Below are 26,813 nucleotides of genomic sequence, written 5' to 3' on the forward strand. Positions count from 1 at the left end.
GCAATGACGCTATCCGCTCTTGGCTCCCCATATTCGCCCGGGCGGAACTCTGCCGTTCACGCAAGCATGATCAGATCACGGGTAACCGACGCCATCGCTGGTCCGTATAGATCGATATGTCCCGATACAGGTTGAACCGATGACCGAACGCGCCGCTCGCCCCACCCGTCTCTATCCCTGGCAGGATCGCCGTGGCGAGTTCTCCGCGCTGAAGACGATCGTCTTCGTCGGCGTGTTCCTGCCCGGCCTCTGGCTGCTCGCGCGGCTCGCCCTCGGCACGCTCGGCCCTCGTCCGATGATCGAGATCAACCATCAGGCCGGCCTCTGGGCGATCCGCTTCCTGCTCGCGACGCTGGCGGTCACGCCGCTGCGCTATGTCTGGCGCTGGCCGGAACTCGTCTTCGTGCGGCGCACGCTCGGCCTCGCGGTGTTCTTCTATGCCGTGATCCACCTGGTCGCCTATGCCGGTGATCTGGCCTGGGACATCCCGAAGGTCGCCTCGGAGATCATTGCGCGCATCTATCTCGCGATCGGTTTCATCGCGCTGATCATGCTGGTCCCGCTCGCCATCACCTCGACGAACGGCATGATGAAGCGGATGGGCGGCATCCAGTGGCGGGCCCTGCATGTGCTGATCTATCCGATCATGGCGCTCGCCGCCGTCCATTTCTTCCTGCAGTCGAAGCTCGGCGTGACGGAACCGATCGTCGTGGCCGCCTCGGCCATCTGGCTGGGGCTCTGGCGCCTGATCGCGGCGCGGCTGGGTGAAAACCGCATCGCCTCGTTGGCGGGAGCGACGACGCTCGCCGTCGCCGTCGTGATCGGAACGGCGTTTGGCGAAGCGCTCTACTATCACTGGAAAGTCGGTGTCGCGATCGGCCGGGTCCTGCCGAGCAATTTCATGCTCAAGGCGGGCACGCGTCCCGCCTGGATCATGCTCGGCATCGCCGTGCTGGTCATTGCCGTCGCAGCCTGTCGCGCCTATCTGGCCGCCAAGGCGCCGAAGCGCCCCCGCGCATCAGGCCGGCGCGTCGGCAACGAAGCCTGACGCGGCAGGCCCGCAGCCACAGGGAAAGGCGGCGTAGCGCTCGACGCGATAGGACTGCATGGAGAGGCCGCGGCAGAAATCCATCACTGCCTCTTCCAGCTTGCCGACCCGCTCGATATCGGCCGCATTGACCTCGAGGAGCGTATCGCGTGCCGCTTCGGCCTGCACGGACAGCGCGGCGAGATCGGCCTTCACATGCCTTCCGTCGCGGACGATGAAATCGCCATCGACCATGACGTGGCGGACCGCCGTCGCGTCCTCGGCGAAGACGAGCTGGTTGGCCGGATCATTGATCGGCATCCAGTTCGGATGATCGAGCGCGAGAAAGACGATATCGGCGCGTTTTCCCACTTCGATCGCGCCCACATGATGGAAACCGGCCATCTGCGCGCCGCCCCGCGTCGCCGCATCGACGATCTCGGGCGCCGTCAGCCAGAGACGGTGATCGGGCTGGCGCACATAGGAGACCTGCGCTGCCGCCCGCATCGCCTCATACATGTTCTGATTGTCAGAGGAGGTGGCGCCATCCGTGCCGATCGCGACATTGACGCCCAGTTGCAGCATGCGGCGCGAATCCGCGATGCCGGAACCGAGCCGCATATTGCTGCCGGCATTATGCGAGATCGAGGCGCCCTTGTCGGCGAGGCGGCGCATGTCGTCATCGTCCAGCCAGATGCCGTGGGCGACGGAGAAATGCGGGCCGAGCAGGCCGAGATCGTCGACATGGGCGAGCATCGTCTTGCCGTAGCGCTCCAGTGCCGCGACCGACTGCATCTTCGATTCGCCGATATGGCTCTGCATCACCGTGTCGTATTCGCGCACGAGCCGGTCCGAACCCTGCATCAGCTCATCGGTGCAGTGGAGCGGAATGGTCGGGGCGATACCGAGCTTCACATGATCCCGGTCATGCGGCCATTTCTGCAGCGCCTCGGCCATCAGCGCCAGAATGCGTTCGGTCGAGGGACCGCCATCCGTCCCTACGAGCGGCTGCAGATGGGCCGGCAGGCTTTCGATCAGCCCGGGGAAGCCGCGATAGAAGCTGATATCGGCCAGCATCGGCGCCATGACGGCGCGAATGCCGGCATCGCGATAGGCTTGGCCCATGACCTCGAGTTCCTCGATCGAGGCGACCGGCAGGCCGAAGGTGAGATCATAAGCGACCGTGCAGCCCTTCATCGCCATCTCGACCGCGCCGAGATAGGTGTTGAGGTACTTCATCTCCAGCGTCTGGTTGGCGAAGCGGGCCGGCGTCGCGATCAGCAGCAGTTCGAGATTGAACCGGTCGCGAAAGCCGCGCGTCAGCGCGCCGCTGCCATGGGTGTGGCCGTTGACGAGCCCCGGATGGAGCAGATGGCGGCTCGCATCGACGAGTTGGGCCTCCGGCGGCGCCGCGAGACCGGGCGCGCCGATCTCCAGGATCGCGCCATCCTTGACCAGTATATCGCGGAACGGGGCGGAACGGTTCGCCGCGTCGAGCAGCCGGCCACCACGGATGATCAGATATTCGCTCATGAGGATCCTGTTGGTTCGATCGGGCGCCAGCTTGCAACAAGCGAGGCGCTTGCGCCATGCAGGATCGCCATCGTCCGGACCAAAACCGCTTGCGCTCCATTTAAGTCAGTATTACTGTCCTAAATAGGTTCGGTCCGCTGCTCGGAGATGGCACTTGGACGAAGAACGGTCGCTCGCCCATTCTCTCTCTGACGATGCCCTCGCCTTCCTGATCGGAACGCTGTTCATCGCGCTCGGCCTCGCCGTGCTGAAGGCCGCCGGTCTCGGCATCGGCGGCACGGCCGGCATCGCCTTCCTGACCAATGTCGCGACCGGCCTCGATTTCGGCACGGTGTTCTTCCTGATCAACGTGCCGTTCTTCATCTTCGCCTATCTCGCCTTCGGCCCGGTCTATCTGCTGCGCTCCGTGATCGCGACGGCCATGCTGTCGGCCGAGAGCAGCCTCCTGCCCTCGCTGATATCGTTCGGCCATGTGGCGCCGATCTTCGCCGCGATCATGGGCGGGCTGCTTTGCGGCATGGGCATGCTGTCGCTGATCCGCCATCAGGCCGGCGTCGGCGGCTTTGCTACCGCCGCCGTCTATCTGCAGGATCGTCTCGGCTGGCGGGCCGGCAAGCTGCTGATGATCGCAGACCTCTGCGTCCTCGCCGCCGCATTCCTGCTGATCGATCCACATCAGGTGGTGCTGTCGATCCTGGCGGTCGTCTGCCTCAACATCGTGCTGGCGCTCTACCACAAGCCCGGCCGCTATGCCGGCTTTGCCCGCTTTGCGCGGGCGCGCGCCGCGGCCGCCGCCAGCCGCACGTCGCGCATGGGTATCCCTCAGAAGCCGTAATCGTGGACGAGGCCGTTCGGGTCCTCGACGGTGCCCTCGCCGACATAATCGGGCCCGATCGGGACCTTGCCGTGACCGCCGGGAATATCGAGCACATAGGTCGGCTGCGCCAGGCCCGACAGGCGGCCGCGCAAGGCCCGCATCAGCGCCCGCCCCTCCTCGATCGTCGTGCGGAAATGGCTGGTGCCCGGCGCGAGGTCGCCATGGTGCAGATAATAGGGCTTCACGCGCGCCTCGACGAAGCCACGCATCAGCGCCGCCATCGTCTCGACATCGTCATTGACGCCCTTGAGCAGCACGGTTTGGCTGACGAGCGGAATGCCGGCATCGGCGAGCCGGCCCAGCGCCGCCCGCGCCTCGCCCGACAGCTCGCGCGGATGATTGGCATGGATCGCCACATAGCAGGTCTTGCCCGTCTGGCGCAGAGCCGAGACGAGCTCGGCCGTGATCCGCGCGGGATCGACGACCGGAACGCGCGTGTGAAAACGCAGGATCTTCACATGCTCGATATCGCGGAAACGCGCCAATAGTTCGTTCAGCCGACGCGGCGCGATCACCAGCGGATCTCCGCCCGTGAACACGATCTCCCAGATCGCCGGACGCGCCCGGATGTAGTCGAGCGCCGCGGCCAGCTCCTGCTCGCCCAGCAGCGTCGGCCCGCCCGGCCCGACCGTCTCGCGGCGGAAGCAGAAACGGCAATAGACCGCGCAGACATGGACCAGCTTCAGCAGCACGCGGTCGGGATAGCGATGGACGAGGCCCTTGACCGGGCTGTGGACGTCGTCGCCGATCGGGTCGGGCAGCTCTTCCGGCAAGGTGCGCAGTTCGGCTGCGCTCGGAATGAACTGCGCCGCAATCGGATCGTTCGGATCGTCCGGGTCGATCAGGCCGGCGATCGCGGGCGTGACCGCGACGGCATAGCGCTCAGTAACCGCCTGGAGGGTGGCTAGGTCGCGCTCCGGCACCAGCCCGGCCGCGACGAGCGCTTCCGGGCTGCGGAGCGTGAGGCTCTTTTCGAGCGGTATGACGGGAGAGCGCGACATGGCCGCACTCTTTCGGTCATTCCGTCGCCGGTGTCCAGACCACCATGTCGAGCCGCGGCGCGCCGGTCGCCAGCATCACGAGGCGGTCGAAGCCGAGCGCGATGCCCGAGGCTTCCGGCATGATCGCGAGCGCGGCGATGAAGTCCTCGTCGATCGGATAACGCTCGCCATAGACGCGCTCCTTCTCGTCCATTTCTGCGATGAAGCGGCGTCGTTGCTCCTGCGGGTCGGTCAGTTCGCCGAAGCCATTGGCGAGTTCCACGCCGCAGACATAAAGCTCGAACCGCTCGGTGACGCGCGGATCCTCGGGCTTCGGACGGGCCAAGGCGGCCTCGACGACGGGATATTCGCAGAGAATGGTGGCGCGGCCGATGCCTAGATGCGGCTCGACCTTCTCGACGATGATGCGACTGAAAATATCGCTCCAGCTATCGTCGAAGGCGACACGGATTGCCGCGGCCTCCGCCTGGGTGGCGAGGCCGTCGCGGTCGACCGAGCCGTCCGGCGCGATGGTTGCGAGCAGATCGATGCCCGCATGGTGCGCGAAGGCTTCCGCAACGCTCACCCGGCGCGGCACGGCGAACGGGTCGGCCTCGAGCCCGCGATGGCGGAACAGGTTCGTATTGGCGGCGGTTGCGGCGAGGGCGACCAGTTCGGCGCAATCCTCCATCAGCCGGTGATAGGGCTCGCCGGCGCGATACCATTCCAGCATGGTGAATTCGCAGGCATGGCGCGGCCCGAGCTCGCGATTGCGGAACACCGGCCCGAGCGAATAGATGCGCTCTTCCCCCGCCGCGAGCAGCTTCTTGGCCGAGAATTCCGGCGAGGTATGAAGATAGAGCGTCTCGTGCCGGCCATCCGGAAAGACGCGCTCGGTGGCGAAGGCGTGAAGATGCGCCTCATTGCCGGGCGAGCGTTGCAGCACGCCGCATTCGACCTCGACAAAGTCCGCCTCCCCGAACCACGCGCCGATCGCGGCCTTGATACGATTGCGCGTCATCAGGAGCGGACGCCGGTCGGCATGGACATGGGGCGTCCACCAGGGATTGGCGCGGGGCGTCGTCGTCATGTCCATCACTCTCCGGAATCGGTGCCGCTTCTGGCATGCCGATTGCGCGTTATAGCCCTGTTCGGACCGTCTTCCACGAGATTGGACTGGCGCGGCGCCGCGGAATCGCTATGGTGCGCGCCATTCTCGCGCCGGTCATTTCGGTGTGGACGCCAATCGAGGGTTATTTCGTGAAGGTTATCGCCAGCCAGATCCGCAAGGGCAATATCGTCGAAGTCGACGGCAAGCTCCATACGGTGCTCACCGCTGAGAGCTTCCATCCCGGCAAGGGTACGCCGACGACTCAGATCGACATGCGCCGCCTTTCTGACGGTGTGAAGGTTTCGAACCGCTACAAGACGACCGAGCAGGTCGAGCGCGCTTTCGTCGAGGATCGCGACTTCTCGTTCCTGTTCCATGATGGTGAAGGCTTCACCTTCATGAACACCGAGAATTACGAGCAGCTGATCGTCTCGCCCGACGTGGTGGGCGACGCCGCGCCGTATCTCCAGGAAGGGATGGTCGTCCGCCTCGCCATCTTCGAGGAGCAGGCTGTCGGCATCGTGCTGCCGCAGCGCGTCACGCTCGAAGTCGTCGAGACCGAGCCGACCACCAAGGGCCAGACGGCCTCGTCCTCCTACAAGCCCGCCATCCTGTCGAACGGCGTGCGCGCGATGGTTCCCCCCCATATCGGACCGGGCACCCGCATCGTCGTGCTGACCGAAGACGGCTCCTATGTCGAGCGCGCCAAGGACTGAAGTCCATCTGACGAATCGGGCCGGCTAAGGTCGGTGCCGACACGGCATTCAAGCGACGGTCCGGCCATCCGGGCCGTCGTTTTTGTTTGGGCCGGGCATGCGGACGGCAATCGCGCCTCCCTTCGCCCGGCTGACGGCAGGAGGACGACGATCGTGAGCGACTTGTTCACCCTGCTCGGCTGATTGGGTATAGTTACGCGCGGCTAGGGGGCTGGCCGCGTGATTCATCGTCATCATTTTTGGGATTCCGGCCCCGGTTGGCAGGAGATGGGGTTCGTGCGCCAGCTTTCGACGGCTAGGCTTGCCATGCTGCTTTGCGTGCTGGGTGCGCTTTTCCTGCTCGCCATCGCAGCCGATGTCATTCCGGACAAATACAGGGTCTTCGACACGATCGCCGCCATCCTCGCCCTGGCGACGCTTGGTCTCGCATTGGTATCGATGGGCCGTTGCCAACGCCCGGGCGGCTGCCCGCACGCTCCTCGATCGAGGCCCGATGGCCCCGACCCCGCCCGCGTCGACGCGCTGACGGGCCTGCAGAACCGCGCCGCCTTCCTCGAGGCGCTCGATGCGGCGCTCGACCGGCACTACACCGACGGACGGCACATCGGCGTCTTCATCGTCGACATCGACCGTTTCAAGCAGATCAATGCCGTCCATGGCCATGTTACGGCCGATTCGGTGCTGGTCGAAGTCGCGCGGCGGCTGAAGTCGCTCGATACCGACCAGCTCACGGTCGCTCGGCTCGGCACGGACGAATTCGTCCTGCTCGTCAGCAACGATATGATCGGCACCACCGTCGAGCGGCTGGCCGATCGCATCATCGACGCCCTGCAGACGCCGATCGGCACCCAGCACGGCTCGCTGCGCGTCAGTGCCACGATCGGCATCGCGACATCCGAATATCAGCATCTGAGCGGCGACGGATTGCTGCGCGCCGCCGATATCGCTCTCGGCGCCGCCAAGCGCGAGGCGCGCGGGAATTACCGCCAGTTCGAAGCGAACATGGCCGAGGCGCTCCGCATGCGCTCGACGCTGGAGCGGGACCTGCGCCGCGCTCTGACGGCTGGCGAGATCGTGCCCTATTACCAGCCGCTGATCGCCCTCGACACGGGCCGGCTTTCTGGTTTCGAGGTGCTGGCGCGCTGGAACCATCCACGCTACGGCCTGATGGCGCCGGCGGCCTTCATTCCGCTCGCCGAGGAGATCGGTCGCATCGGCGATCTGTTCCGGCAATTGCTGGCGGCGGCCTGCGCCGATGCGCGCCAATGGCCATCCGAGATGGGCATTTCCATGAATGTCTCGCCGACCCAGTTCGCCGATCCGGAACTGGCGTCGCAGATCCTGATGACCCTGCACGACACGGGAATTGCGCCGAAGCGGCTGGAACTCGAAATCACGGAAAGCGCGCTGGTCGACAAAGTCTCGTCCGCCCATCTGACGCTGACGACACTGCGCGAAGTCGGTGTCACCGTGGCGCTCGACGATTTCGGCACCGGCTATTCCAACCTTCGCCATCTGAGCGATCTTCCCGTCGATCGGGTCAAGATCGACAGGCTGTTCGTCGAACGGGCCCGCCAGGACATCGAGAACTGGAAGATCGTGCGCGCGATCGTCCAGTTCGCGCATGCGCTGAACCTGGAGACGACGGCGGAGGGGATCGAGATCGCGGAAGCGGCCGATATCTTGCGCGACGTCGGCTGCGATGTCGGCCAGGGTTACTTCTTCGGCCGACCGCAATCGGCCGCCGTCACCTCGGCGTGGCTGACGGAACTGGTCCGCAATCCCATAGGCGTCCTGCCCCGGCTCGCGCTCTAGTTCAACCGCTTCCACCTAACCATGTCTTCGGCGTCGTCGCTGGCCATCCTTGACGCTTGGGGACCGCCGTGATGAAGCTCGAATCCGGCCATTGTCGCGGATCTGTCCGTCGAACGGGCCAGAACCGCGCGCAGCCAACGGTGAGCGGTCGAGATCATGGGGGAGCATTCCGTGCGAAATCGAATTGCAGTCATGAGTCTCTGCGTCATCGGCCTGTTCCTGGCTGCCGGCCGTCCGGCCTCGGCAGACGTTGCCGTGCCGCCATTCTACCAGGCTGTGGGCGCGCTCAAGCCGGACGGTGTTCTGGGCACGGTGCTCAAGAGCGAACCCGTCGAGACCAGCATCCCCGGCGCCAAGGCCTGGCGGATCGCTTATGTCTCGTCGGATGTCGCAGGCGCCAAGACGATCTCGACCGGGCTGGTCGTCGCCCCGACCGGCGCGGCGCCCGAGGGAGGCCGCCCGGTGGTCGCCTGGGCCCATGGCACGACCGGCACGGCGCAGAATTGCGGTCCCTCCCAGGTGTTCGATCCGGCGCGGGAGCTGAACCAGTATTTCCTCGTCGGCGGCAATTCCTGGACCGATTACGGCCTGCCCAGCGTCGCGGAGTTCATCGCGAAGGGATATGTCGTCGTCGGAACCGACTATCAGGGCCTCGGGGGCGGCGGAAAGCACCAATATGCGGTTGCTTCGACCAATGGCCGCGACGTGATCAATTCGATCCGCGCGGTTGCTTCGATGCAGCAGACGGGTGCCGGTAAGAAGGCCGCGATCTATGGCTGGTCGCAGGGCGGCGGCGCGACGCTGGCCGCCGCAAGCCTCGGCGACTATATCGCCGCCAAGGGAACGGCAGCCGACGGCATCGACATCGTCGGCCTGGTCGCCCTGGCGCCGGACGATGTCGCCGCGGCGGCAACCTCCGTCCCGACCGACGAGGCGACGGCAGAGGCGTTGATGGGCGGTCTCGCGACGACCTTCTCCGACAACATCTTCAACTTTTCCCACTTCGTCATGCTGATGTGGGGCAGCCAGGCGGCCTTCCCCGGCCTTGAGCTGACCGACCTCTTCACCGATGAAGGCGCCAAGCTGATCGATGCGGTCGTCTCGCAGAAATGCATGCACGCGACGTCGGATACGCTGAGCTTCAATATCGGCAGCGACTACAAGACGCTGCTGCGCGCCAAGCCGGCCAATGCGCTCGCCTGGTCGCAATCCCTGCTCAAGGGCAGCGTCGACCCGGTCAAGCCGGTGGCGCCGGTCATCATTTATTGGGGCACGGCCGACACCGTGGTGCCGCCGGTGATGGGCGAGCTCTATCGCAAGCAGATGTGTGGCCTCGGCGGCAACGTCACGCGCGTGCAGCTCGACGGCGCGCAGACGCACTTCTCGACGCCGGGTGCCTCGGCGTCGCTCTATGTGCCGTGGATCGAGGATCGCATGGCGGGCAAGCCGATCGCAGACGGTTGCAAGACCGGCGGCTGAAGCGAGATCATATAGAGCGTCGCGCGCCTCTCAGACGAGGCGCGCCTGCTCCACCGCTGCCGCGATGAACGACGCGAACAGCGGATGCGGCTCGAGCGGCCGCGATTTCAGCTCGGGATGGTACTGCACGCCGATGAACCAGGGATGGTCGAGAAACTCGACCGTCTCCGGCAGGACGCCATCCGGCGACATGCCGGCGAAATGCATGCCGCAGGCCTCGAGCCGATCCTTGTAGTCGATATTAACTTCATAGCGGTGGCGATGGCGCTCGGAAATGTCCGTGGAGCCATAGATCTTGGCGATCCGCGAGCCGGGCTCCAGCTTCGCCGCATAGGCGCCGAGGCGCATCGTGCCGCCGAGATCGCCGGCCGAATGGCGCTTTTCGAGCATGTTACCCTTCAGCCATTCGGTCATCAGGCCGACGACCGGCTCGTCGGTCGGGCCGAATTCGGTCGAGCTCGCATGCTCGATGCCGGCAAGGCTGCGCGAAGCTTCGATCACGGCCATCTGCATGCCGAAGCAGATGCCGAAATAGGGCACCTTGCGACGACGCGCGAAGCCCGCTGCCATGATCTTGCCTTCCGACCCGCGCTCGCCGAAACCGCCGGGCACCAGAATGCCGTTGACGCGCTCCAGATAGGGCGCCGGATCTTCCTTCTCGAAGATCTCGCTCTCGATCCAGTCGATATTGACCTTCACGGTGTTGGCGATGCCGCCATGCTGCAGCGCCTCGATCAGCGACTTATACGCGTCCTTGAGGCCGGTATATTTGCCGACGACGGCGATCGTGACCTCGCCCTCCGGATTGCGGATCTTGCTGGTCAGCGCCTTCCACTTGTCGAGATTCGGCGCCGGCGAGCCGGTGATGCCGAACGCGGCCAGAACCTCGGTATCGAGCCCCTCGGCGTGATAGGCGGTCGGCACATCATAGATATGCGCAACGTCGAGCGCCTGGATCACGGCCGATTCGCGGACATTGCAGAAGAGCGAGAGCTTGCGCCGCTCCTCCTTGGGGATCGGGCGATCGCTGCGGCAGAGCAGGATATCGGGCTGGATGCCGATCGAGCGCAATTCCTTGACGGAATGCTGCGTCGGCTTGGTCTTCAGTTCGCCTGCGCTCGGAATATAGGGCAGCAGCGTCAGGTGGATATAGACGACGTGATCGCGCGGGAGGTCGTTACCGATCTGGCGGATCGCTTCCAGGAACGGCATCGCCTCGATATCGCCGACGGTGCCACCGATCTCGCAGAGCACGAAATCGACATCGTCATTGCCCGAGAGGACGAAGGACTTGATCGCGTCGGTGACGTGCGGGATGACCTGCACCGTGCCGCCGAGATAGTCACCGCGGCGCTCCTTGGTGATGATCTCCTGGTAGATCTTGCCGGTCGTGACCGAGTCGGCCTTCGAGGCTGGGCGACCCGTAAAGCGCTCGTAATGGCCGAGGTCGAGATCGGTCTCGGCGCCGTCATCGGTGACGAAAACCTCGCCATGCTGATACGGGCTCATCGTGCCCGGATCGACATTGAGATAGGGATCGAGTTTCCTCAGGCGGACCTTGTAACCTCGTGACTGGAGCATTGCTCCAAGGGCTGCCGAAGCAATGCCCTTGCCGAGGGAGGAAACCACGCCGCCGGTGATGAATACGTACCGCGCCATGGGCTTTGACCTTAGCCTCCGATCCAACGATTCGCTTCGACAAAAGCAAGCCGTCGTCGGAGTTCGACAGACTTGCGCACATTACTATTCAAATGGGCTCAAATAAAACGTCGCCGCACGAGATCGCACGGCGACGTTCAATCTGAACCGATGAGCGCGCTTACTGCGTGCTCGGAACCACAGGCGCCGCAGGAGCAGCGGGTGCCGGGGCAGGCGTCGCCGGAGCGGCGGGCGTTGCCGGTGTCGTGGCCGCCGGAGCCGGCGCGGTGCCCGTTGCCGGCACACCATTCGTCGGCACGGCCGTGCCGCTGGCAGGCGCCGCGGCCCCGTCTGCCGGCGCCGTGGTCTTGCGACCGGGAAGCTGGTCGAGAATGCCCTGGCCCGAATTTGCCGGCACCGAGGTCGACTGGCCCTGAATCCGATCGAGGATCGAAGCCGGACGGTCACCGAAGCGCGTCAGCAATGTCAGCGCGATCGACGTCACGAAGAACGCCGCCGCCAGAATCGCCGTCGTTCTGGTGAGAATATTGGCCGAGCCACGCGCGGTCATGAAACCGCCGCCCCCGCCGATGCCGAGCGCACCGCCCTCCGAGCGCTGCAACAAAACAACGGCAACGAGCGCGACGACCACCATGAGGTGGATCACGATGATAACTGTCTGCATCGATGACTCTGATCAGGAACCTGAATTTGGCGCCTTGTACACGATCGATCCGATCGTTTCCAGTGCCGCAAGGTCCTCATATGGGAATGCCGGACGCGCACGCAACGGTGGCGCCCGGCCGGGACGTCAGGCGTAGGCGGCGGCGATGGCCAGAAAGTCGTCGGCCTTGAGGCTCGCGCCACCGACGAGAGCGCCGTTCACATCGCCAATCTTCAGGATTTCGGCCGCATTGCTCGGCTTGACCGAGCCACCATAGAGGATGCGGACGCCCTCCCCCTCTGCGCCAAAACGCGCAGCGAGACGCTTGCGGATATGGGCGTGGACCTCGGCAATATCGTCATTCGACGGCGTAAGACCGGTGCCGATGGCCCAGACGGGCTCATAGGCGATGACGAGATTGGCGGCGGTCGAGCCCTCCGGCACCGAGCCCGCGAGCTGATGATCGATCACATCGAGCGTCGTGCCGCCGCGCCGCTCTGATTCTGTCTCGCCGATGCAGAGAATCGCGACGAGGCCGGCCCGCCAGGCGGCTTCAGCCTTGGCGCGGACCTGGGCGTCGGTCTCCGCATGATCGGTGCGCCGCTCGGAATGGCCGACAATGACATGGGTCGCGCCCGTGTCGGCGATCATCTCGGCCGAAAGGTCGCCTGTATGGGCACCGCTCGCCTTGGCATGGCAATCCTGCGCGCCGATCGCGAGTTTCGAACCGAGCGCCACGACCGCGAAGGTCGACAGCAGCGTCGCGGGCGGGCAGATGGCGAGCTCGACCTTGCCTTTGAGGTCCGTGCCATAGCCGGACATGATCTTGCCGAGCTCCGCGGCGGAGGCCTTGAGGCCGTTCATTTTCCAATTGCCGGCGACGAGCGGCTTCAGGCTGGGCATGAGGGAGGTTCCGATTCAGATGTACATGACGAGGTCGCTATAGCCCGCCAGATGTCGATCGTGTGTCAAGAGATGCACCTGCTCCGAAATCGCCTGCGCGACAATGAGACGATCGAACGGGTCCCCATGGAGAAGCGGCAAAGTCTCGACGGACAATGCGTGTTGCGCGGCGACAGGCAGTATCGCGACGTTGATGGCTGCGCATTCCTCGAGAAAGGTCTGCGTCGAGGCGGCAGGAGCGCTCGCCCGCCCCAGCCGTCGCTTGATCGCCACCTCCCACAGGCTGACGACCGAAACGATGACGTCATTCGATTCGTCCTCGATGATCGCCTTTGCCGCCGGCGGCAGGAGATGTGGCGAGAGGATCATCCAGATCAGGATATGCGTATCGACGATCAGCCTCACTCGGCGTCTCCGTTGAACATCCGGGCGATGAGTTCGTCGTCGGCGTTGAACTGTTCGAGCGTCATATCCGGATACTTGCCCGCAAGCGCGCCGAGGCGCCGCTTGCCCCGGGTAGGCTGAGCCTCGATCGGCACCAGCCGCGCGACCGGCTTGCCGTTGCGCGCGATGATCACTTCCTTCTCGCTGCCGTTCTCGATCGCCTCCACAAGGCGCGACAGGTGGGTCTTGGCTTCGAGCATATTGACCTTGGTCACGGCAGCTCTCCTTAGTCTGGTCTGACTAGACTAAGCTCAACATGACATGTTTTCAATGTTTGCCGCTTTGCCTTGCTCCGCGCGGGGCACCTTTCTATGATCGCGCGCTCGAAGCGGGGCCGGTACGATCCCGCGCGTTAGAGGACCCCTATGCTCAATACGATGCGCAAATATGCCTCCGGCTGGGTGGCACAGATTTTCATAGTCCTGCTCATCGTGAGTTTTGGCGTGTGGGGTGTCGCCGGCGCGCTGACCGGCATTGGCGGCAATTACGTCGCCCAGGTCGGCAGCACCGAGATATCGGCCGTCAGCTTCGACCGGGCCTATCGCCGCGAACTGCAGAACCTGAGCCGCCAGCTCGGACAGCAGGTCACGCCGGACCAGGCGCGTGCCTTCGGCCTGCCGAACCAGGTTCTCGGCCGGCTCGTGACCGAAGCCGCCCTGGATGATCAGGCCAACACGCTGTCGCTCGGCGTCTCGCAGGATACGCTGGTGCGCGAGATCGCGCATGACCCGGCCTTCAACGGCCCCTCTGGCACGTTCGACCGCGCCTATTTCGTCGAGCTGCTGCGCTCGAACGGACTGAACGAGGACGATTACGTGCTCGAGCGGCAGGCCGTCGAGAAGCGCAAGCAGATCGCCGACAGCATTTCCGGCGGCGCGACCGTGCCGGTGGCGCTGTCGCAGGCGCTGCACACCTATCAGACGCAGGCCCGCACCATCCGCTACATCGTCATGCCGACGACGCTCGTCACCGATGTCGCGGCGCCGAACCAGGACGAGTTGACGGCCTATTACAACGACAACAAGGCCAACTGGCGCGCGCCTGAACTGCGCACGATCTCGATCCTCAAGATGACGCCGGCCGATGTCTCCCGCCCGGAGGACATCACCGACGCCGACGCGCAGAAATATTACGACGCCAACGCCGCCCAGTTCACGACGCCCGAAACGCGCCACGTGTTCCAGTTCGTCTTCACCGATGCGAGCACCGCGAAGGCGACGGCCGACCAGATCAAGGGCGGCGAGACCTTCGAGGCCGCCCTCACTGCGGCCGGCAAGCAGATTTCCGATGCTGATCTCGGCGTCGTGACGAAGGACAAGCTGATCGACCCGGCCGTGGCCGACGCGGCCTTCGCGCTCGCGCCGAACGCGACCAGCGACGTGATCGCGGGTAGCTTCGGTCCGGTCATCGTCCATGTGACCGATGTCTCGCCCGCCAGCGTCAAGCCGTTCGACAGCGTCAAGGACGAGATCAAGAAGACGCTCGCCCTGACGGCCGCGCGCAACGACATGGCCAACCTGCGCGATTCGATCGAGGATGCCCGCGCCGGTGGCGCGACGCTCGACGAGATCGCCAAGAACAACAAGCTGACCGTGCAGACGATCAGCGTCGACCAGTCCGGCAAGGATGCGTCGGGCAATGCCGTCGCCGACATTCCGGTGCAGGCGGCCCTGCTCAAGGCGGCGTTCGAGAGCGATGTCGGCATCGACAATGCCGCGTTGCAGACCGATGACGGCGGCACCGTCTGGTTCAACGTGACCGACATTTCGCCCGCCCATGACCGTCCACTGGACGAGGTCAAGGACAAGGTCGCGGCCGCCTGGACCAAGGCGACCATCGCCGACCGCCTGGCCGCCAAGGCCAAGGAGGCGAAGGAACGGCTTGCCAAGGGCGAGACGCTCGACGCCGTCGCCGCTTCGTTCAACCTGCCCGTCGTGACCGCGCAGAAGCTGACGCGCGGCACCAAGCCGCCGGCAGACCTCTCCGTCGACGCGCTCAAGGCGGCGTTTGCCGGCCCCGTCGGCACGGCGGCGGCCGTTCCGGGCCCCAATGATGGCGACCAGATCGTTCTCCAGGTTGAAGCGATCGACGATACGCCATATCTGGCGAATGACGCTTCGCGTGCGGCATTGACGCAGCAGCTCGCGGATGCGATGCAGAATGATCTTTTGCAGCAATATGTGACCGAGCTGCAGAACGAGCTTGGCGCCACGGTGAACCAGACCAAGCTGCAGCAGGTCATTGGCGCGTCCTAAGGGATCGATTGGAAACGATGTCGCTCCGCCATCCTCTCAACGGCTCTCTCGCGGCAACTTGCCTTCGGCAAGTGCGCGGCTGGCCGCTTGGCGTGGATTGGCGGGGGGCTTGGCGATGGCGTTGATCGCCCTTCCCGCTCAAACGGGAATGACGAAACTGCCTCACCGAGATTACCTCGTATTTCCAATCAGGCTCGCCGAGCCTGCCAATCAAATGGACTGACATCATGTTGATCGAGCCGTCGCCGGAGACGATTGCGCGCACCTATGACGATGGACGCGCCCAGGTCGTCTGGACGCGGATGGTCGCGGATCTGGAGACACCGGTCTCCGCCATGCTCAAGCTCTCCGCGGGCCGCATCAACAGCTTCCTGCTGGAATCGGTCGAGGGCGGCGCCGTGCGCGGCCGCTATTCGATGATCGGCATCGAGCCGGACCTGCTCTTCCGCGCCTTCGCCGATCGCGCCGAGATCAACCGCTCGCCATCGACGGACCGCGATCGTTTCGAGCCGATCGAGGGCAAGTCGCTCGATGCGCTGCGGACGCTGATCGCGCAATCGCATATCGAGCTGCCGGAGAGCCTGCCGCCGATGTCGGCCGGCATTTTCGGCTATCTCGGCTATGACATGGTCCGCCAGATGGAGGATCTGGGTCCGCCCAATCCGGCGGCACTCGATGTACCCGACGCCATCATGATGCGGCCGACGGTCATGGTCGTGTTCGACGCGATCAAGGACGAAATCACCATCGTGACACCGATCCGCCCCGAGCCGGGCGTGACGGCTAGCCAGGCGCATGCGCGCGCCGTCGAGCGGCTAACCGGCGTCGTCGACACGCTGGAAGGCCCGTTGCATCGCTCGGCCGATCCCACGGATGTCGATCTCGACGTGCCCGTCGTCTCGAACACGCCGCATGAGCGCTATCTGGAGATGGTGGCAAAGGCGAAGGAGTACATCGCGGCCGGCGACATCTTCCAGGTCGTGCTGTCGCAGCGCTTCGAGGCACCTTTCACGCTGCCGCCCTTCGCGCTCTATCGCGCGCTCCGACGAACCAACCCCTCGCCTTTCCTCTATTTCCTCGATTTCGGCGACTTTGCCGTGGCCGGATCGAGCCCGGAAATTCTGGTCCGTGTTCGGGACGGCGAAGTGACGATCCGCCCGATCGCCGGCACGCGCCGTCGCGGCGCAACGCCGGAGCAGGACAAGGCGCTCGCCGCCGAGCTGCTGGCCGATCCGAAGGAACTGGCCGAGCACCTGATGCTGCTGGACCTCGGCCGCAATGATGTCGGCCGCGTCTCGGAGATCGGGACGGTCAAGGTCACGGATAAGTTCTTCCTCGAATATTACAGCCAGGTCATGCACATCGTCTCGAATGTGATCGGCCGGCTCTCCTCCGAATACGACATGCTGGACGCGCTGGCCGCCGGCTTCCCGGCCGGCACGGTTTCCGGCGCGCCGAAGGTTCGGGCGATGGAGATTATCGACGAGCTCGAAGTCGAGAAGCGCGGCATCTATGCCGGCTGCGTCGGCTATTTCTCGGCCGATGGCGCCATGGACACCTGCATCGTGCTCAGGACCTCGATCGTGAAGGACGGCAAGATGTATGCGCAGGCCGGTGCCGGCGTGGTCGCCGACTCGGTGCCCGAAAGCGAGCATCAGGAATGCATCGCCAAGGCCCGCGCGCTCTTCCGTGCGGCCGAGGAAGCTGTAAAGTTCGCGTCCCAGGCCGGGCGCGGTCAATAATCGAACGGAGGAAGCATAAGAAAATGGCCTTTCTCGTCATCGATAATTACGACAGCTTCACCTACAACCTCGTCCACTATCTGGGTGAACTCGGCGCGAAGCTGATCGTCCGCCGCAACGACAAGATCACCGTCGACGAAGTCATGGCGCTCGATCCGGAGGGCATCGTGCTTTCGCCGGGCCCCTGCACGCCGAACGAGGCGGGCATCTGCCTCGACCTGATCGAACGCGCCGGTTCCACCATTCCGATCTTCGGCGTCTGCCTCGGCCATCAGGCGATCGGCCAGGCCATGGGCGGCGACGTGATCCGCGCCCCCTCGCAGATGCACGGCAAGATCTCGACCATCACCCATACCGGCAAGAGCGTCTTCCGCGGCATCAACGGGCCGTTCCAAGCGACGCGCTATCATTCGCTGACGGTGAAGCGCGAAACCATGCCCGAGGTGCTGGAGATCACGGCCGAATCCGAGGACGGCGTCGTCATGGGCGCGATGCACAAGTCGCTGCCGATGCATGGCGTGCAGTTCCACCCGGAGAGCATAGCCTCCGAGCATGGCCATCTCATGCTGAAGAACTTCCTCGATCTCGCCTCGGAGTGGAATGCGCGCCATCGCGCAGCCCGCTCGGTCGCTTGAGCGAGGGCAGCATGAGCGATTTTAAGTCTCATATCGCCAAGGTTGCTGCGGGCAAGGCGCTGAGCCGGCCCGAGGCCGAAGACGCCTTTGACGTGATCATGTCCGGCGAAGCGACACCGGCGCAGATCGGCGGCTTCCTGATGGCGCTTCGCGTGCGCGGCGAAACCGTGGACGAGATCACTGGCGCGGTCGCGACCATGCGCGCCAAGATGACGACCGTGGAGGCGCCGGAAGGTGCCATCGACGTCGTCGGCACCGGCGGCGACGGCTCGCACACCTACAATATCTCCACCGCTTCGGCCTTTGTCGTGGCCGGCGCGGGTGTGCCCGTCGCCAAGCATGGCAATCGAGCGCTCTCCTCCAGATCGGGCGCCGCCGACGTGCTGATGGCGCTCGGCGTCAATGTCGACATTCCGCCGGCCACGATCTCGCGCGCTATCCGGGAGGCCGGTATCGGCTTCATGTTCGCGCCGGCGCATCATTCCGCGATGAAGCATGTCGGCCCCGCGCGTGTGGAACTCGGGACGCGGACGATCTTCAACCTGCTCGGCCCGCTCTCCAATCCCGCCGGCGTCAAGCGCCAGCTGGTCGGCGTCTATGCGGCCGAATGGGTCGAACCCCTCGCCCATGTGCTGGCAGCGCTCGGCTCGGAATCGGCCTGGATCGTGCACGGCGCCGGCGGCGTCGACGAGATCACCACCGCCGGACCGACGAAGGTGGCGGCGCTCACCGAAGGCAAGATCGAGACCTTCACGATCGAGCCCGGCGAAGTCGGCCTGCCCGTCTCGCCCATCGAGGCGATCAAGGGCGGCGATGCGGTCTATAATGCGGCGGCGCTCCGCGGTGTGCTCAATGGCGCGCGCGGCGCCTATCGCGATACCGTCCTCCTCAACGCGGCGGCGACCCTCATCGTAGCCGGCCGCGCCTCCTCGCTGGCGCAGGGCGTCGCCATGGCGGCGCTCTCGATCGATGAAGGGCGTGCGCATGAACGGCTCGACCGTCTCGTCGCCGTCACCAACGGATAGGCTCATGACCGATATTCTGGCGCAGATCGAGACGACCAAGCGCGGCGAAATCGCGCTCGCGATGGAGCGCGTTCGCCCGACCGAGATCGTCGCCCGCGCCCGCGATGCGGCGCCGGCACGCGGCTTTGCCGCCGCGCTTCGCCGCAGGATCGCCGCCGGCGAACCGGCCCTGATCGCCGAGATCAAGAAGGCCAGTCCGTCCAAGGGCCTGATCCGCCCCGATTTCGATCCGCCAGCGCTGGCGAGCGCCTATGAGCAGGGCGGCGCCGCCTGCCTCTCGGTGCTGACGGATGCGCCCTATTTCCAGGGCGCGCCGGAATATCTCGTCGCCGCGCGCGAGGCGGTGACCCTGCCGGCGCTGCGCAAGGACTTCCTGTTCGAGGACTATCAGGTCTATGAGGCGCGCGCTTGGGGCGCCGATTGCATCCTGATCATCATGGCCGCCGTTTCGGACGATGTCGCCCGCTCGCTGGAAGACGTTGCTTTGAATCTCGGCATGGATGTGCTGGTTGAGGTGCATGACGAGGCCGAACTCGAGCGCGCGCTGAAGCTTTCCTCGCCGCTGATCGGCATCAATAACCGCAATCTGCGCACCTTCGAGACGACGCTGGAGACCTCGGAGCGGCTGGCGCCGATGGTGCCGGATGACCGCATCATCATCGGCGAGAGCGGCATCTTCACGCCCGCCGACATTGCCCGGCTCGCGGCGATCCGCATCAACACCTATCTCGTCGGCGAGAGCCTGATGCGGCAGAGCGATGTCGTGGCGGCGACGGCCCACCTTCTCGGCCGCGCCACGGCCTGATGCCGTGACCTATGCGATCCGCCCGGCCCGCGCGGACGATCTCGAGCGGCTGCGGACGATCGAATATCGCGCGGCGGCGCTGTTCCGTCTGGTGGGGCTCGACGATATCGCCGATGGCGAGCCGAGCGATCCGCACTTCCTCCGCGCTGTGCTTCGACATGGCCGGATCGCAGTAGCCGTCGACGCGGCCGACCAGCCCGTCGGGCTCGCGCTAGCGGGCATTCTCGACGACGCGCTCCATCTCTACGAGCTGTCCGTCGATCCACATCACGGCCGGCGCGGGCTCGGTCGCCAATTGGTGACGAGCATCGAGGCTCATGCGATCGAATGCGGCCTCCCGGCACTGACGCTCTCGACCTTTCGCCATGTGCCCTGGAACGGCCCGTTCTATGCCCGGCTCGGCTTTGCCGAAGTCGCCCGGGCGGACTGGACGCCCGCCTTTCATCTGCTGCACGCCCGCGAGCGGGATATGAGCCTTCCGGTCGAACAGCGCATGTTCATGCGAAAGGCGCTGGGCTGAGACATCGTCCCGGCCCAGCGCCTTCAACTGGCTCAGGCTGGCTGGGCGATCGGCTCCGGCCGGCGGTCGAGCGCACCGCTGCGCCAGGTCAGCAGCAGCGCGGCGGCCACGAGGACTGCGCCGACAGCCGGCGTCGCTCCAAGGCCGAGCGGCGAGGCCACGACCAATCCGCCAACCCACGCGCCGAGCGCAATACCGAGGTTGAAGGCCGCGATGTTGAGCGCCGAGGCGACGTCGACCGCATTCGGCCGATGAACCTTGGCGAGCTGGACGACATAGAGCTGCAGGCCGGGCACATTGGCGAAGGAGAGAAAGCCGAGAGCGGCCAGCGTCACGACTGCCAGCACCGGCGATGTCGCGGTGAAGGTGAAGAGCAGCAGCACCGCAGCCTGAAGGGCAAAGAGCACGGTCAGGGCCTTCACCGGATTGTGGTCCGCCACGCGGCCACCGACGATGTTGCCGATCGCGATCGCGATGCCGTAGAGGACTAGGATGAGGCTGACGCTCTCCGACGAGAAGCCGGTGATCTGCTCGATGATCGAGGCGAGATAGGTGAAGGCGACGAAGGTTCCGCCATAGCCGAGCGCGGTCATGGCGTAGACCAGAAGCAGGCGGCCGCTGCCGAGAACGCGCACCTGCTGGAGCAGGCTGACGGCCGGCGCCCTGGCGAGGTTGGAGGGCAGCAGCAGGGCGATACCAGCAAAGGCGACGAGGCCGAGCCCCGAGACAGCCCAGAAGGTGGCGCGCCAACCGAAGGTCTGGCCGATCAACGTACCGAGCGGAACGCCGGTGACGATGGCGACCGTCAGCCCCATGAACATCATCGCGATCGCGGAGGCACGGCGGTTTTCCGGCACCAGATCGGCGGCGATGGTCGAGCCGACGGAGAAGAAGACGCCATGGGCGAAGGCCGAGATGACGCGCGCGACCAGCAGCATTTCGTAGTTGGGCGCGAGCGCCGCGGCGGCGTTGCCGATGATGAAGAGCGTCATCAGCCCGAGCAGCAGGGGCTTGCGGCCGAGCCCACCGGTCAGGGCGGTCAATATGGGCGCGCCGAATGTGACGCCGAGCGCATAGACGCTGACGATCAGCCCGGCGAGCGGGAGCGTTATGCCGAGATCGTTGGCGACGGTCGGCAGCAATCCGACGATGACGAATTCCGTCGTGCCGATCGCATAGGCTGCGATCGTCAGGGCAAAGAGGGCGAGAGGCATGATGGCACCGGGGCCGCCCGACCGCGACACGCGCGGTCCGGGCGTTCTCTTTCGATGGGTTGATGTTGGAGCGGAATATCGGCGAGGGCACCCTGCGCGATAATCCCGGCGTCCGGACGAACGCTTGTGAGTTGAATTCATCAATTGTGCACGGAAAGGCTCGTCGAGCTCTCCGGCATCCTCGATTCCGGGCTTCGCCCGCGCGCTGAATTGATTGGTATCGGCCGAGGCGAAAGCGTAGTGTTCGTTGGCTTCGGGCCAGAGCCCGACGACGGGGAACCCCAGTTCCCTGCCTGCCTGAGACGCGGATGCTCCATCCCTTACATGCAATGACAATCAAGACCGGGGCGGCTTGAACCTTTTGCCGGCACGGACGTTTGCGTCCGCGCTACGGCGATCCTCAAACATGGCGATGGGCACGCCTGGCCCGTTGCCGCTGGAGATACGGTTGTTCAAATCCTGGCTCAATCTCACCATGCTCACCGTTGAATCCCAACAGGTGATCTGGCTCAGAACGATGAAGATGGCCCTCGGTGGCCAAGGTGCTGAAAAAGAAGCCATGCTGATGGTGACGGAAAAGGTGGAGGCCGCCATCCATTCCGGCAATCGCCTGCTCGCAGGTCATTCGTCCGACGCGATCGTCAAGAGCTACCGCAGCAAGGTCAGGGCGAACATCCGCCGCCTCTCCAAGGACTGATATCGCCGGGCAGGACCGCGCCAAGGCGCCGGCTGCCCGCTCGGCCCCGAATAGAAAACCCGCCCATCCTGAGACATACTCGCCAGCAGTGAGTCCCGCACCGGGACGCGCGCAAGTTGATGTGCGCGCCGTTGCGGGAACATGGAGAATGGCGAGCGGCGCCGCGAAGGCCTGGCAACGCCATCCAGCGAGGGGAAGCGATGTCGGGTTCGGCGGAACAGAAGCTCTCGCTGCCGGCGCTGAGCGCCATGGTGGTCGGTTCCATGGTCGGGGCCGGCATATTCTCCCTGCCGCAGACATTCGGCCACGCCACGGGCGGGCTCGGAGCCCTGGTCGCGTGGACGATCGCCGGCTTCGGCACGCTGATGCTGGCCCTGGTTTTCCAGACCCTATCGATGCGCAAACCGGATCTCGATTCCGGCATCTATGCCTATGCGAAGGCCGGCTTCGGCAATTATCCCGGCTTCGCATCGGCGCTCGGCTACTGGACCGTGGGATGCCTCGGCAATGTCTCCTATTTCGTGCTGATCAAGTCGACGCTCGGCGCGATCTTCCCGATCTTCGGCGACGGCAACACGGTTCCGGCCGTCGCGGTCTCCTCCGTCATCCTGTGGACCGTGCATTTCATGATCCTGCGCGGCGTCCGGCAGGCCGCCTCGCTCAACACGATCGTGACCGTGGCGAAGATCATCCCGATCCTGATCTTCCTCGTTTTCGTCGCTGTCGGCTTCAAGGCCGATATCTTCGCCGCCAATTTCTGGGGCGGCGAGACGGCCTCGTTCGGCAGCATCTTCGCGCAGGTGCGCGGCACCATGCTCGTGACCGTCTTCGTCTTCGTCGGTATCGAGGGCGCCAGCGTCTATTCGCGCTATGCCCGCGACCGCCGCGATGTCGGCCTCGCCACCGTGCTCGGCTTTCTCGGCGTGCTCTGCCTGCTCGTGCTGGTGACGATGCTCTCTTATGGCGTGCTGCTGCGGCCGGAGCTCGCCAATCTGCGCAACCCGTCCATGGCTGGCGTGCTGCAGGCGGTGGTCGGGCGCTGGGGCGCCGTCTTCGTCAGCGTCGGCCTGATCATTTCGGTGCTCGGCGCCTACCTCTCCTGGTCACTGCTCGCAGCCGAGGTGCTATTCTCGGCTGCGCGGATGAAGAGCATGCCCTCCTTCCTGGCGCGCGAGAACGACAATCATGTACCGGCGGCGGCGCTGTGGCTCACCAACAGCCTCGTCCAGATATTCCTGATCCTGACGCTCTTTGCCGAGCAGGCTTTCCTGCTGGCATTGAAGCTCACCAGTTCGATGATCCTGATCCCCTATCTGCTGGTCGGCGCCTACGCGGTGAAGCTCGCATGGACGGGCGAGACCTATGCGGGCGAGGCCAAGGCGCGCTCGGTCGACCTCACCCGCGCGATCATCGCCGCTATCTATGCCGCGGGGCTCATCTATGCCGGCGGCCTCAAATATCTGCTGCTCTCTGCGATCATCTACGCGCCCGGCACGACGCTGTTCTTCATCGCGCGTCGCGAACAGGGGCAGCCGGTTTTCACCGCCGTCGAGCGCGGGCTTTTCGCGCTCGCGCTGATCGGCGCGCTCGCCGCGATCTACGGCCTCGCGATTGGCGCGATCACGATCTGAGGCGGGATGAGCGGATGGCGGGCCTCAGACCCCATAGCCAAACGGCATGACGGAAGGCATAGTCCCGCCCATGTCCGAACCGATCCAAACCGCCCCGTCCGCCCCCGACCAGGCCGTGCCGACACGGCCCGTCCGGCAGGGTGACCACGTTTTCCTCGTCGATGGCTCGTCCTACATCTTCCGCGCCTACCACGCCTTGCCGCCGCTGACGCGCAAGTCCGACGGGCTGCCCGTCGGCGCGGTTGCGGGTTTCTGCAACATGCTGTGGAAGCTGCTCAAGGAAGCCAATGAGGTCGGCGTCAAGCCGACCCATCTCGCCGTGGTGCTGGACCATTCGGCGGCGACCTTCCGCAACCAGATCTATGATCTGTACAAGGCGCAGCGTCCCGAGCCGCCGGAGGATCTGCGGCCGCAATTCGGCATGATCCGCAAGGCCGTGCACGCCTTCAACGTCGCCTGCATCGAGCAGAAGGGCTTCGAAGCGGACGACCTGATCGCGACCTATGCGCGCCTCGCGGTCGAGGCAGGCGCCGACGTCACCATCGTCGCCTCCGACAAGGATCTGATGCAGCTGATCGGGCCGGGCGTGCTCATGCTCGATACGATGAAGGGCAAGACGATCGGCCGCGAAGAGGTGTTCGAGAAGTTCGGCGTCACGCCGGACAAGGTCGTCGACATCCAGGCGCTCGCCGGCGATTCCGTCGACAATGTTCCCGGCGTGCCGGGCATCGGTATCAAGACGGCCGCGCAGCTGATCGACGAATATGGCGATCTCGAAACGCTGCTGGCGCGCGCCGGCGAAATCAAGCAGCCGAAGCGGCGCGAAGCGCTGATAAACTTCGCCGAGCAGGCGCGCATTTCCATGCGCCTCGTGACGCTCGACCGCAATGTGCCGCTCAATGAACCGATTGATCGCCTCGGCGTGCGCTCCATCGATGGCGTGCGGCTGATCCGCTTCCTGAAGGCGCTCGAATTCTCGACGCTGACCGGCCGCGTCGCGGCGGCGACCGGCGTCGAATCCTCGGCCGTCGCGCCCGATCCCGAGATCGCCTCGGCGGCAACAGCGGGGGCAGCCGCACCGGCGCTGGATTTCGGACCGGCGGCCGCTTCCGGCGAAGTGGGCGCCCCGCCCTCATCCGATGCGGCCCAGTCGCCGCGTGAACCCGATCCTGCGGGATTGGCGCCATCGCAGCTCGTCCATGCCCGGCTGAACGAGGCGCGCGCTCATCCGATCGACCGCGCCCGCTACGAGACCGTGGTCTCCGCCGATCGCCTGCGCGACTGGATGGAGCGCGCGGCCGAGATCGGCGTCGTCGCCGTCGATACGGAGACGACCTCGCTCGACCCGATGCAGGCCGATCTGGTCGGGGTCTCGCTCGCGCTCGCGCCTGATGAAGCCTGCTACATCCCGCTCGCCCATCGCGGCGCGGGTGACGGGCTCTTCACCGAGGGGCTGCTGCCGGGTCAGATTCCGATCAACGAGGCACTGGCGATCCTGAAGCCGGTCCTCGAAGATCCGGCGATCCTGAAGATCGCGCAGAACCTCAAATATGACTGGCTGATCCTGGCGCGCTACGGCATCGAGGTCGCGCCGTTCGACGACACCATGCTGATTTCCTACGTGCTCGATGCCGGGCGCGGCACGCATGGCATGGATCCGCTCTCGGAGAAATGGCTCGGCCACACGCCGATCAAGTTCGACGACGTCACCGGCAAGGGCAAGGCGCGCATCACCTTCGACCGCGTGGCGATCGACAAGGCCACCGCCTATGCGGCGGAGGATGCCGACGTCACGCTCCGCCTGTGGCGCGCGCTGAAACCAAGGCTGGCGGCCGAAGGCATGACGACGGTCTATGAGACGCTGGAGCGGCCCATGGTGCCGGTCCTGGCGTCGATGGAGCGCCGGGGCATCTCGATCGACCGTTCGATCCTCTCCCGCCTTTCGGGCGAATTTGCACAGAGCGCCGCAGCGCTCGAGGCCGAGATCCAGGAACTGGCAGGCCAGCCCTTCAACGTGGGCTCGCCCAAGCAGTTGGGCGACATTCTCTTCGGTGTGCTCGGCATGCCTGGCGCGACGAAGACCGCGACCGGCGCCTGGGCCACGGGCGCGAGCATCCTCGAGGATCTGGCCGAGCAGGGTTATGAGCTGCCGCAGAAGATTCTCGACTGGCGCCAGCTCACCAAGCTGCGCTCGACCTACACCGATGCGCTTCCCTCCTACCAGCATCCCGAGACCAAACGGGTCCACACCTCCTATGCGCTTGCGGCCACCACGACGGGCCGCCTCTCCTCGTCCGAGCCGAACCTGCAAAACATTCCCGTTCGCACCGAGGCCGGCCGCAAGATCCGCAAGGCCTTTATCGCCGATCCCGGCTACAAGCTCGTCTCGGCCGACTATTCGCAGATCGAACTTCGGCTGCTGGCCGAGATCGCCAATATCCCCGCTTTGCGCAACGCCTTCCGCGAAGGCCTCGACATTCACGCCCTCACCGCCTCGGAAATGTTCGGCGTGCCGGTCGAGGGCATGCCGTCCGAAGTCAGGCGACGCGCCAAGGCGATCAATTTCGGCATCATCTACGGTATTTCGGCCTTCGGCCTCGCCAACCAGCTCGGCATCGGCCGCGAAGAGGCGGGCGCCTACATCAAGCGCTATTTCGAGCGTTTCCCCGGCATTCGCGACTATATGGAAGAGACGAAGCGGATCTGCCGCGACAAGGGCTATGTGACGACCCTGTTCGGCCGCCGCTGCCATTATCCGGAGATCACCTCGAAGAACGCCTCGATCCGCTCCTTCAACGAGCGCGCGGCGATCAATGCGCGGTTGCAGGGCACCGCCGCCGACATCATCCGTCGCGCCATGATCCGCGTTGCCTCGAAGCTCGACGAGGCGAAACTCTCGGCCCGCATGCTGCTGCAGGTCCATGACGAACTGATCTTCGAAGTGCCGGACGAGGAGGTCGACGCCACGCTCAAGCTCGTGGCCGAGGTCATGGAGCGGGCGCCGGAGCCGGCGGTCCAGCTTGCCGTCCCGCTCCGCGTCGATGCGCGCGCGGCCGACAATTGGGACGAGGCGCATTGAGCGCCTCGTTCGCCCGGCCGGGA

The 26,813-nt window shown here is 65.2% G+C and carries 23 protein-coding genes; 14 read left to right on the plus strand and 9 right to left on the minus strand.

Annotated features, from left to right (window positions below):
• Positions 1-139: 139 nt before the first annotated feature.
• Complete coding sequence (gene msrQ / locus QO014_RS05610) at positions 140-1,048, plus strand: protein-methionine-sulfoxide reductase heme-binding subunit MsrQ (protein WP_266347630.1); 909 nt, start codon at positions 140-142, stop codon at positions 1,046-1,048.
• Here the strand turns inward: msrQ and QO014_RS05615 are convergent.
• Entirely contained in the window at positions 1,019-2,560 is a 1,542-nt protein-coding gene (locus tag QO014_RS05615) for an amidohydrolase family protein (protein WP_266347631.1), read from the minus strand. The two genes, msrQ and QO014_RS05615, sit on opposite strands and share 30 nt — an antisense overlap.
• 154 nt (positions 2,561-2,714) lie before the next feature.
• On the opposite strand from QO014_RS05615, the gene QO014_RS05620 reads away from it, so the two are divergent.
• Positions 2,715-3,395: a YitT family protein gene (locus QO014_RS05620; RefSeq protein ID WP_266347632.1), complete on the plus strand. Its 681-nt coding sequence runs from the start codon at positions 2,715-2,717 to the stop codon at positions 3,393-3,395.
• Here QO014_RS05620 and QO014_RS05625 read toward each other — a convergent pair.
• The gene (locus QO014_RS05625; RefSeq protein ID WP_266347633.1) at positions 3,383-4,438 is read right to left on the minus strand and encodes a lysine-2,3-aminomutase-like protein; all 1,056 of its coding nucleotides are present in this window, start codon (positions 4,436-4,438) and stop codon (positions 3,383-3,385) included. The two genes, QO014_RS05620 and QO014_RS05625, sit on opposite strands and share 13 nt — an antisense overlap.
• Positions 4,439-4,454: 16 nt before the next feature.
• Positions 4,455-5,507, minus strand: a complete 1,053-nt coding sequence (gene epmA / locus QO014_RS05630) for an EF-P lysine aminoacylase EpmA (protein ID WP_266347634.1) — start codon at positions 5,505-5,507, stop codon at positions 4,455-4,457.
• Positions 5,508-5,617: 110 nt separating this feature from the next.
• On the opposite strand from epmA, the gene efp reads away from it, so the two are divergent.
• From efp to QO014_RS05645, 3 genes are all read left to right on the plus strand, one after another.
• Entirely contained in the window at positions 5,618-6,244 is a 627-nt protein-coding gene (efp, locus tag QO014_RS05635) for an elongation factor P (RefSeq protein ID WP_266347635.1), read from the plus strand.
• Positions 6,245-6,520: 276 nt separating this feature from the next.
• Positions 6,521-8,059: a putative bifunctional diguanylate cyclase/phosphodiesterase gene (locus QO014_RS05640; RefSeq protein WP_266347636.1), complete on the plus strand. Its 1,539-nt coding sequence runs from the start codon at positions 6,521-6,523 to the stop codon at positions 8,057-8,059.
• Positions 8,060-8,251: 192 nt separating this feature from the next.
• Positions 8,252-9,538, plus strand: coding sequence for an alpha/beta fold hydrolase (locus QO014_RS05645; RefSeq protein ID WP_266347637.1), 1,287 nt, complete (start codon positions 8,252-8,254; stop codon positions 9,536-9,538).
• A 30-nt stretch (positions 9,539-9,568) separates the two neighbouring features.
• On the opposite strand, the gene pyrG is transcribed toward QO014_RS05645, so the two are convergent.
• From pyrG to QO014_RS05670, 5 genes are all read right to left on the minus strand, one after another.
• A complete protein-coding gene (pyrG, locus tag QO014_RS05650) occupies positions 9,569-11,197 on the minus strand; it encodes a CTP synthase (RefSeq protein ID WP_266347638.1) in 1,629 nt (542 codons plus the stop codon).
• Between the two features lie 160 nt (positions 11,198-11,357).
• Positions 11,358-11,861 (minus strand): preprotein translocase subunit SecG, encoded by a 504-nt coding sequence (secG, locus tag QO014_RS05655; RefSeq protein WP_266347639.1) that lies wholly within the window; start codon positions 11,859-11,861, stop codon positions 11,358-11,360.
• Between the two features lie 126 nt (positions 11,862-11,987).
• Entirely contained in the window at positions 11,988-12,743 is a 756-nt protein-coding gene (tpiA, locus tag QO014_RS05660) for a triose-phosphate isomerase (protein WP_266347640.1), read from the minus strand.
• 15 nt (positions 12,744-12,758) lie between these two features.
• Positions 12,759-13,148, minus strand: coding sequence for a type II toxin-antitoxin system VapC family toxin (locus QO014_RS05665; protein WP_266347641.1), 390 nt, complete (start codon positions 13,146-13,148; stop codon positions 12,759-12,761).
• Positions 13,145-13,387, minus strand: a complete 243-nt coding sequence (locus tag QO014_RS05670; RefSeq protein ID WP_266347642.1) for a type II toxin-antitoxin system Phd/YefM family antitoxin — start codon at positions 13,385-13,387, stop codon at positions 13,145-13,147. The genes QO014_RS05665 and QO014_RS05670 overlap by 4 nt, the downstream gene beginning before the upstream one ends.
• 165 nt (positions 13,388-13,552) lie before the next feature.
• Between QO014_RS05670 and QO014_RS05675 the strand changes: the two genes are divergently transcribed.
• The 6 genes from QO014_RS05675 to QO014_RS05700 all read left to right on the plus strand — a co-directional run bounded on the left by QO014_RS05675 (position 13,553) and on the right by QO014_RS05700 (position 20,169).
• Entirely contained in the window at positions 13,553-15,442 is a 1,890-nt protein-coding gene (locus QO014_RS05675; RefSeq protein ID WP_266347643.1) for a peptidylprolyl isomerase, read from the plus strand.
• A gap of 227 nt (positions 15,443-15,669) precedes the next feature.
• Complete coding sequence (trpE, locus tag QO014_RS05680) at positions 15,670-17,184, plus strand: anthranilate synthase component I (RefSeq protein ID WP_266347644.1); 1,515 nt, start codon at positions 15,670-15,672, stop codon at positions 17,182-17,184.
• A gap of 23 nt (positions 17,185-17,207) precedes the next feature.
• Positions 17,208-17,819: an anthranilate synthase component II gene (locus QO014_RS05685; RefSeq protein WP_266347645.1), complete on the plus strand. Its 612-nt coding sequence runs from the start codon at positions 17,208-17,210 to the stop codon at positions 17,817-17,819.
• Between the two features lie 11 nt (positions 17,820-17,830).
• Complete coding sequence (gene trpD, locus QO014_RS05690) at positions 17,831-18,844, plus strand: anthranilate phosphoribosyltransferase (RefSeq protein WP_266347646.1); 1,014 nt, start codon at positions 17,831-17,833, stop codon at positions 18,842-18,844.
• Between the two features lie 4 nt (positions 18,845-18,848).
• Entirely contained in the window at positions 18,849-19,649 is an 801-nt protein-coding gene (trpC, locus tag QO014_RS05695) for an indole-3-glycerol phosphate synthase TrpC (protein ID WP_266347647.1), read from the plus strand.
• 4 nt (positions 19,650-19,653) lie between these two features.
• Entirely contained in the window at positions 19,654-20,169 is a 516-nt protein-coding gene (locus tag QO014_RS05700) for a GNAT family N-acetyltransferase (protein WP_266347648.1), read from the plus strand.
• A gap of 32 nt (positions 20,170-20,201) precedes the next feature.
• Here QO014_RS05700 and QO014_RS05705 read toward each other — a convergent pair whose 3' ends face one another.
• A complete protein-coding gene (locus tag QO014_RS05705) occupies positions 20,202-21,383 on the minus strand; it encodes an MFS transporter (protein ID WP_266347649.1) in 1,182 nt (393 codons plus the stop codon).
• Positions 21,384-21,789: 406 nt separating this feature from the next.
• Between QO014_RS05705 and QO014_RS05710 the strand changes: the two genes are divergently transcribed.
• The 3 genes from QO014_RS05710 (at position 21,790) to polA (ending at position 26,790) form a co-directional block, all read left to right on the plus strand.
• The gene (locus tag QO014_RS05710; protein WP_266347650.1) at positions 21,790-22,080 is read left to right on the plus strand and encodes a hypothetical protein; all 291 of its coding nucleotides are present in this window, start codon (positions 21,790-21,792) and stop codon (positions 22,078-22,080) included.
• A 200-nt stretch (positions 22,081-22,280) separates the two neighbouring features.
• Complete coding sequence (arcD, locus tag QO014_RS05715) at positions 22,281-23,711, plus strand: arginine-ornithine antiporter (RefSeq protein WP_266347651.1); 1,431 nt, start codon at positions 22,281-22,283, stop codon at positions 23,709-23,711.
• Positions 23,712-23,781: 70 nt separating this feature from the next.
• A complete protein-coding gene (gene polA / locus QO014_RS05720) occupies positions 23,782-26,790 on the plus strand; it encodes a DNA polymerase I (RefSeq protein WP_266347652.1) in 3,009 nt (1,002 codons plus the stop codon).
• Positions 26,791-26,813: the final 23 nt, after the last annotated feature.

It is taken from the genome of Kaistia dalseonensis, assembly GCF_030814715.1.
In the GTDB taxonomy this organism is placed as follows: domain Bacteria; phylum Pseudomonadota; class Alphaproteobacteria; order Rhizobiales; family Kaistiaceae; genus Kaistia; species Kaistia dalseonensis.

What these genes read in the sequence shown, in the direction of transcription:
- msrQ (WP_266347630.1), top strand. Translation starts at nt 140, where the DNA reads ATGACCGAACGCGCCGCTCGCCCCACCCGTCTCTATCCCTGGCAGGAT.
- QO014_RS05615 (WP_266347631.1), bottom strand. Translation starts at nt 2,560, where the DNA reads ATGAGCGAATATCTGATCATCCGTGGTGGCCGGCTGCTCGACGCGGCG.
- QO014_RS05625 (WP_266347633.1), bottom strand. Translation starts at nt 4,438, where the DNA reads ATGTCGCGCTCTCCCGTCATACCGCTCGAAAAGAGCCTCACGCTCCGC.
- epmA (WP_266347634.1), bottom strand. Translation starts at nt 5,507, where the DNA reads ATGACGACGACGCCCCGCGCCAATCCCTGGTGGACGCCCCATGTCCAT.
- efp (WP_266347635.1), top strand. Translation starts at nt 5,618, where the DNA reads ATGGTGCGCGCCATTCTCGCGCCGGTCATTTCGGTGTGGACGCCAATC.
- QO014_RS05645 (WP_266347637.1), top strand. Translation starts at nt 8,252, where the DNA reads ATGAGTCTCTGCGTCATCGGCCTGTTCCTGGCTGCCGGCCGTCCGGCC.
- pyrG (WP_266347638.1), bottom strand. Translation starts at nt 11,197, where the DNA reads ATGGCGCGGTACGTATTCATCACCGGCGGCGTGGTTTCCTCCCTCGGC.
- secG (WP_266347639.1), bottom strand. Translation starts at nt 11,861, where the DNA reads ATGCAGACAGTTATCATCGTGATCCACCTCATGGTGGTCGTCGCGCTC.
- tpiA (WP_266347640.1), bottom strand. Translation starts at nt 12,743, where the DNA reads ATGCCCAGCCTGAAGCCGCTCGTCGCCGGCAATTGGAAAATGAACGGC.
- QO014_RS05670 (WP_266347642.1), bottom strand. Translation starts at nt 13,387, where the DNA reads ATGCTCGAAGCCAAGACCCACCTGTCGCGCCTTGTGGAGGCGATCGAG.
- QO014_RS05675 (WP_266347643.1), top strand. Translation starts at nt 13,553, where the DNA reads ATGCTCAATACGATGCGCAAATATGCCTCCGGCTGGGTGGCACAGATT.
- trpE (WP_266347644.1), top strand. Translation starts at nt 15,670, where the DNA reads ATGTTGATCGAGCCGTCGCCGGAGACGATTGCGCGCACCTATGACGAT.
- QO014_RS05685 (WP_266347645.1), top strand. Translation starts at nt 17,208, where the DNA reads ATGGCCTTTCTCGTCATCGATAATTACGACAGCTTCACCTACAACCTC.
- trpD (WP_266347646.1), top strand. Translation starts at nt 17,831, where the DNA reads ATGAGCGATTTTAAGTCTCATATCGCCAAGGTTGCTGCGGGCAAGGCG.
- trpC (WP_266347647.1), top strand. Translation starts at nt 18,849, where the DNA reads ATGACCGATATTCTGGCGCAGATCGAGACGACCAAGCGCGGCGAAATC.
- QO014_RS05705 (WP_266347649.1), bottom strand. Translation starts at nt 21,383, where the DNA reads ATGCCTCTCGCCCTCTTTGCCCTGACGATCGCAGCCTATGCGATCGGC.
- QO014_RS05710 (WP_266347650.1), top strand. Translation starts at nt 21,790, where the DNA reads ATGGCGATGGGCACGCCTGGCCCGTTGCCGCTGGAGATACGGTTGTTC.
- arcD (WP_266347651.1), top strand. Translation starts at nt 22,281, where the DNA reads ATGTCGGGTTCGGCGGAACAGAAGCTCTCGCTGCCGGCGCTGAGCGCC.
- polA (WP_266347652.1), top strand. Translation starts at nt 23,782, where the DNA reads ATGTCCGAACCGATCCAAACCGCCCCGTCCGCCCCCGACCAGGCCGTG.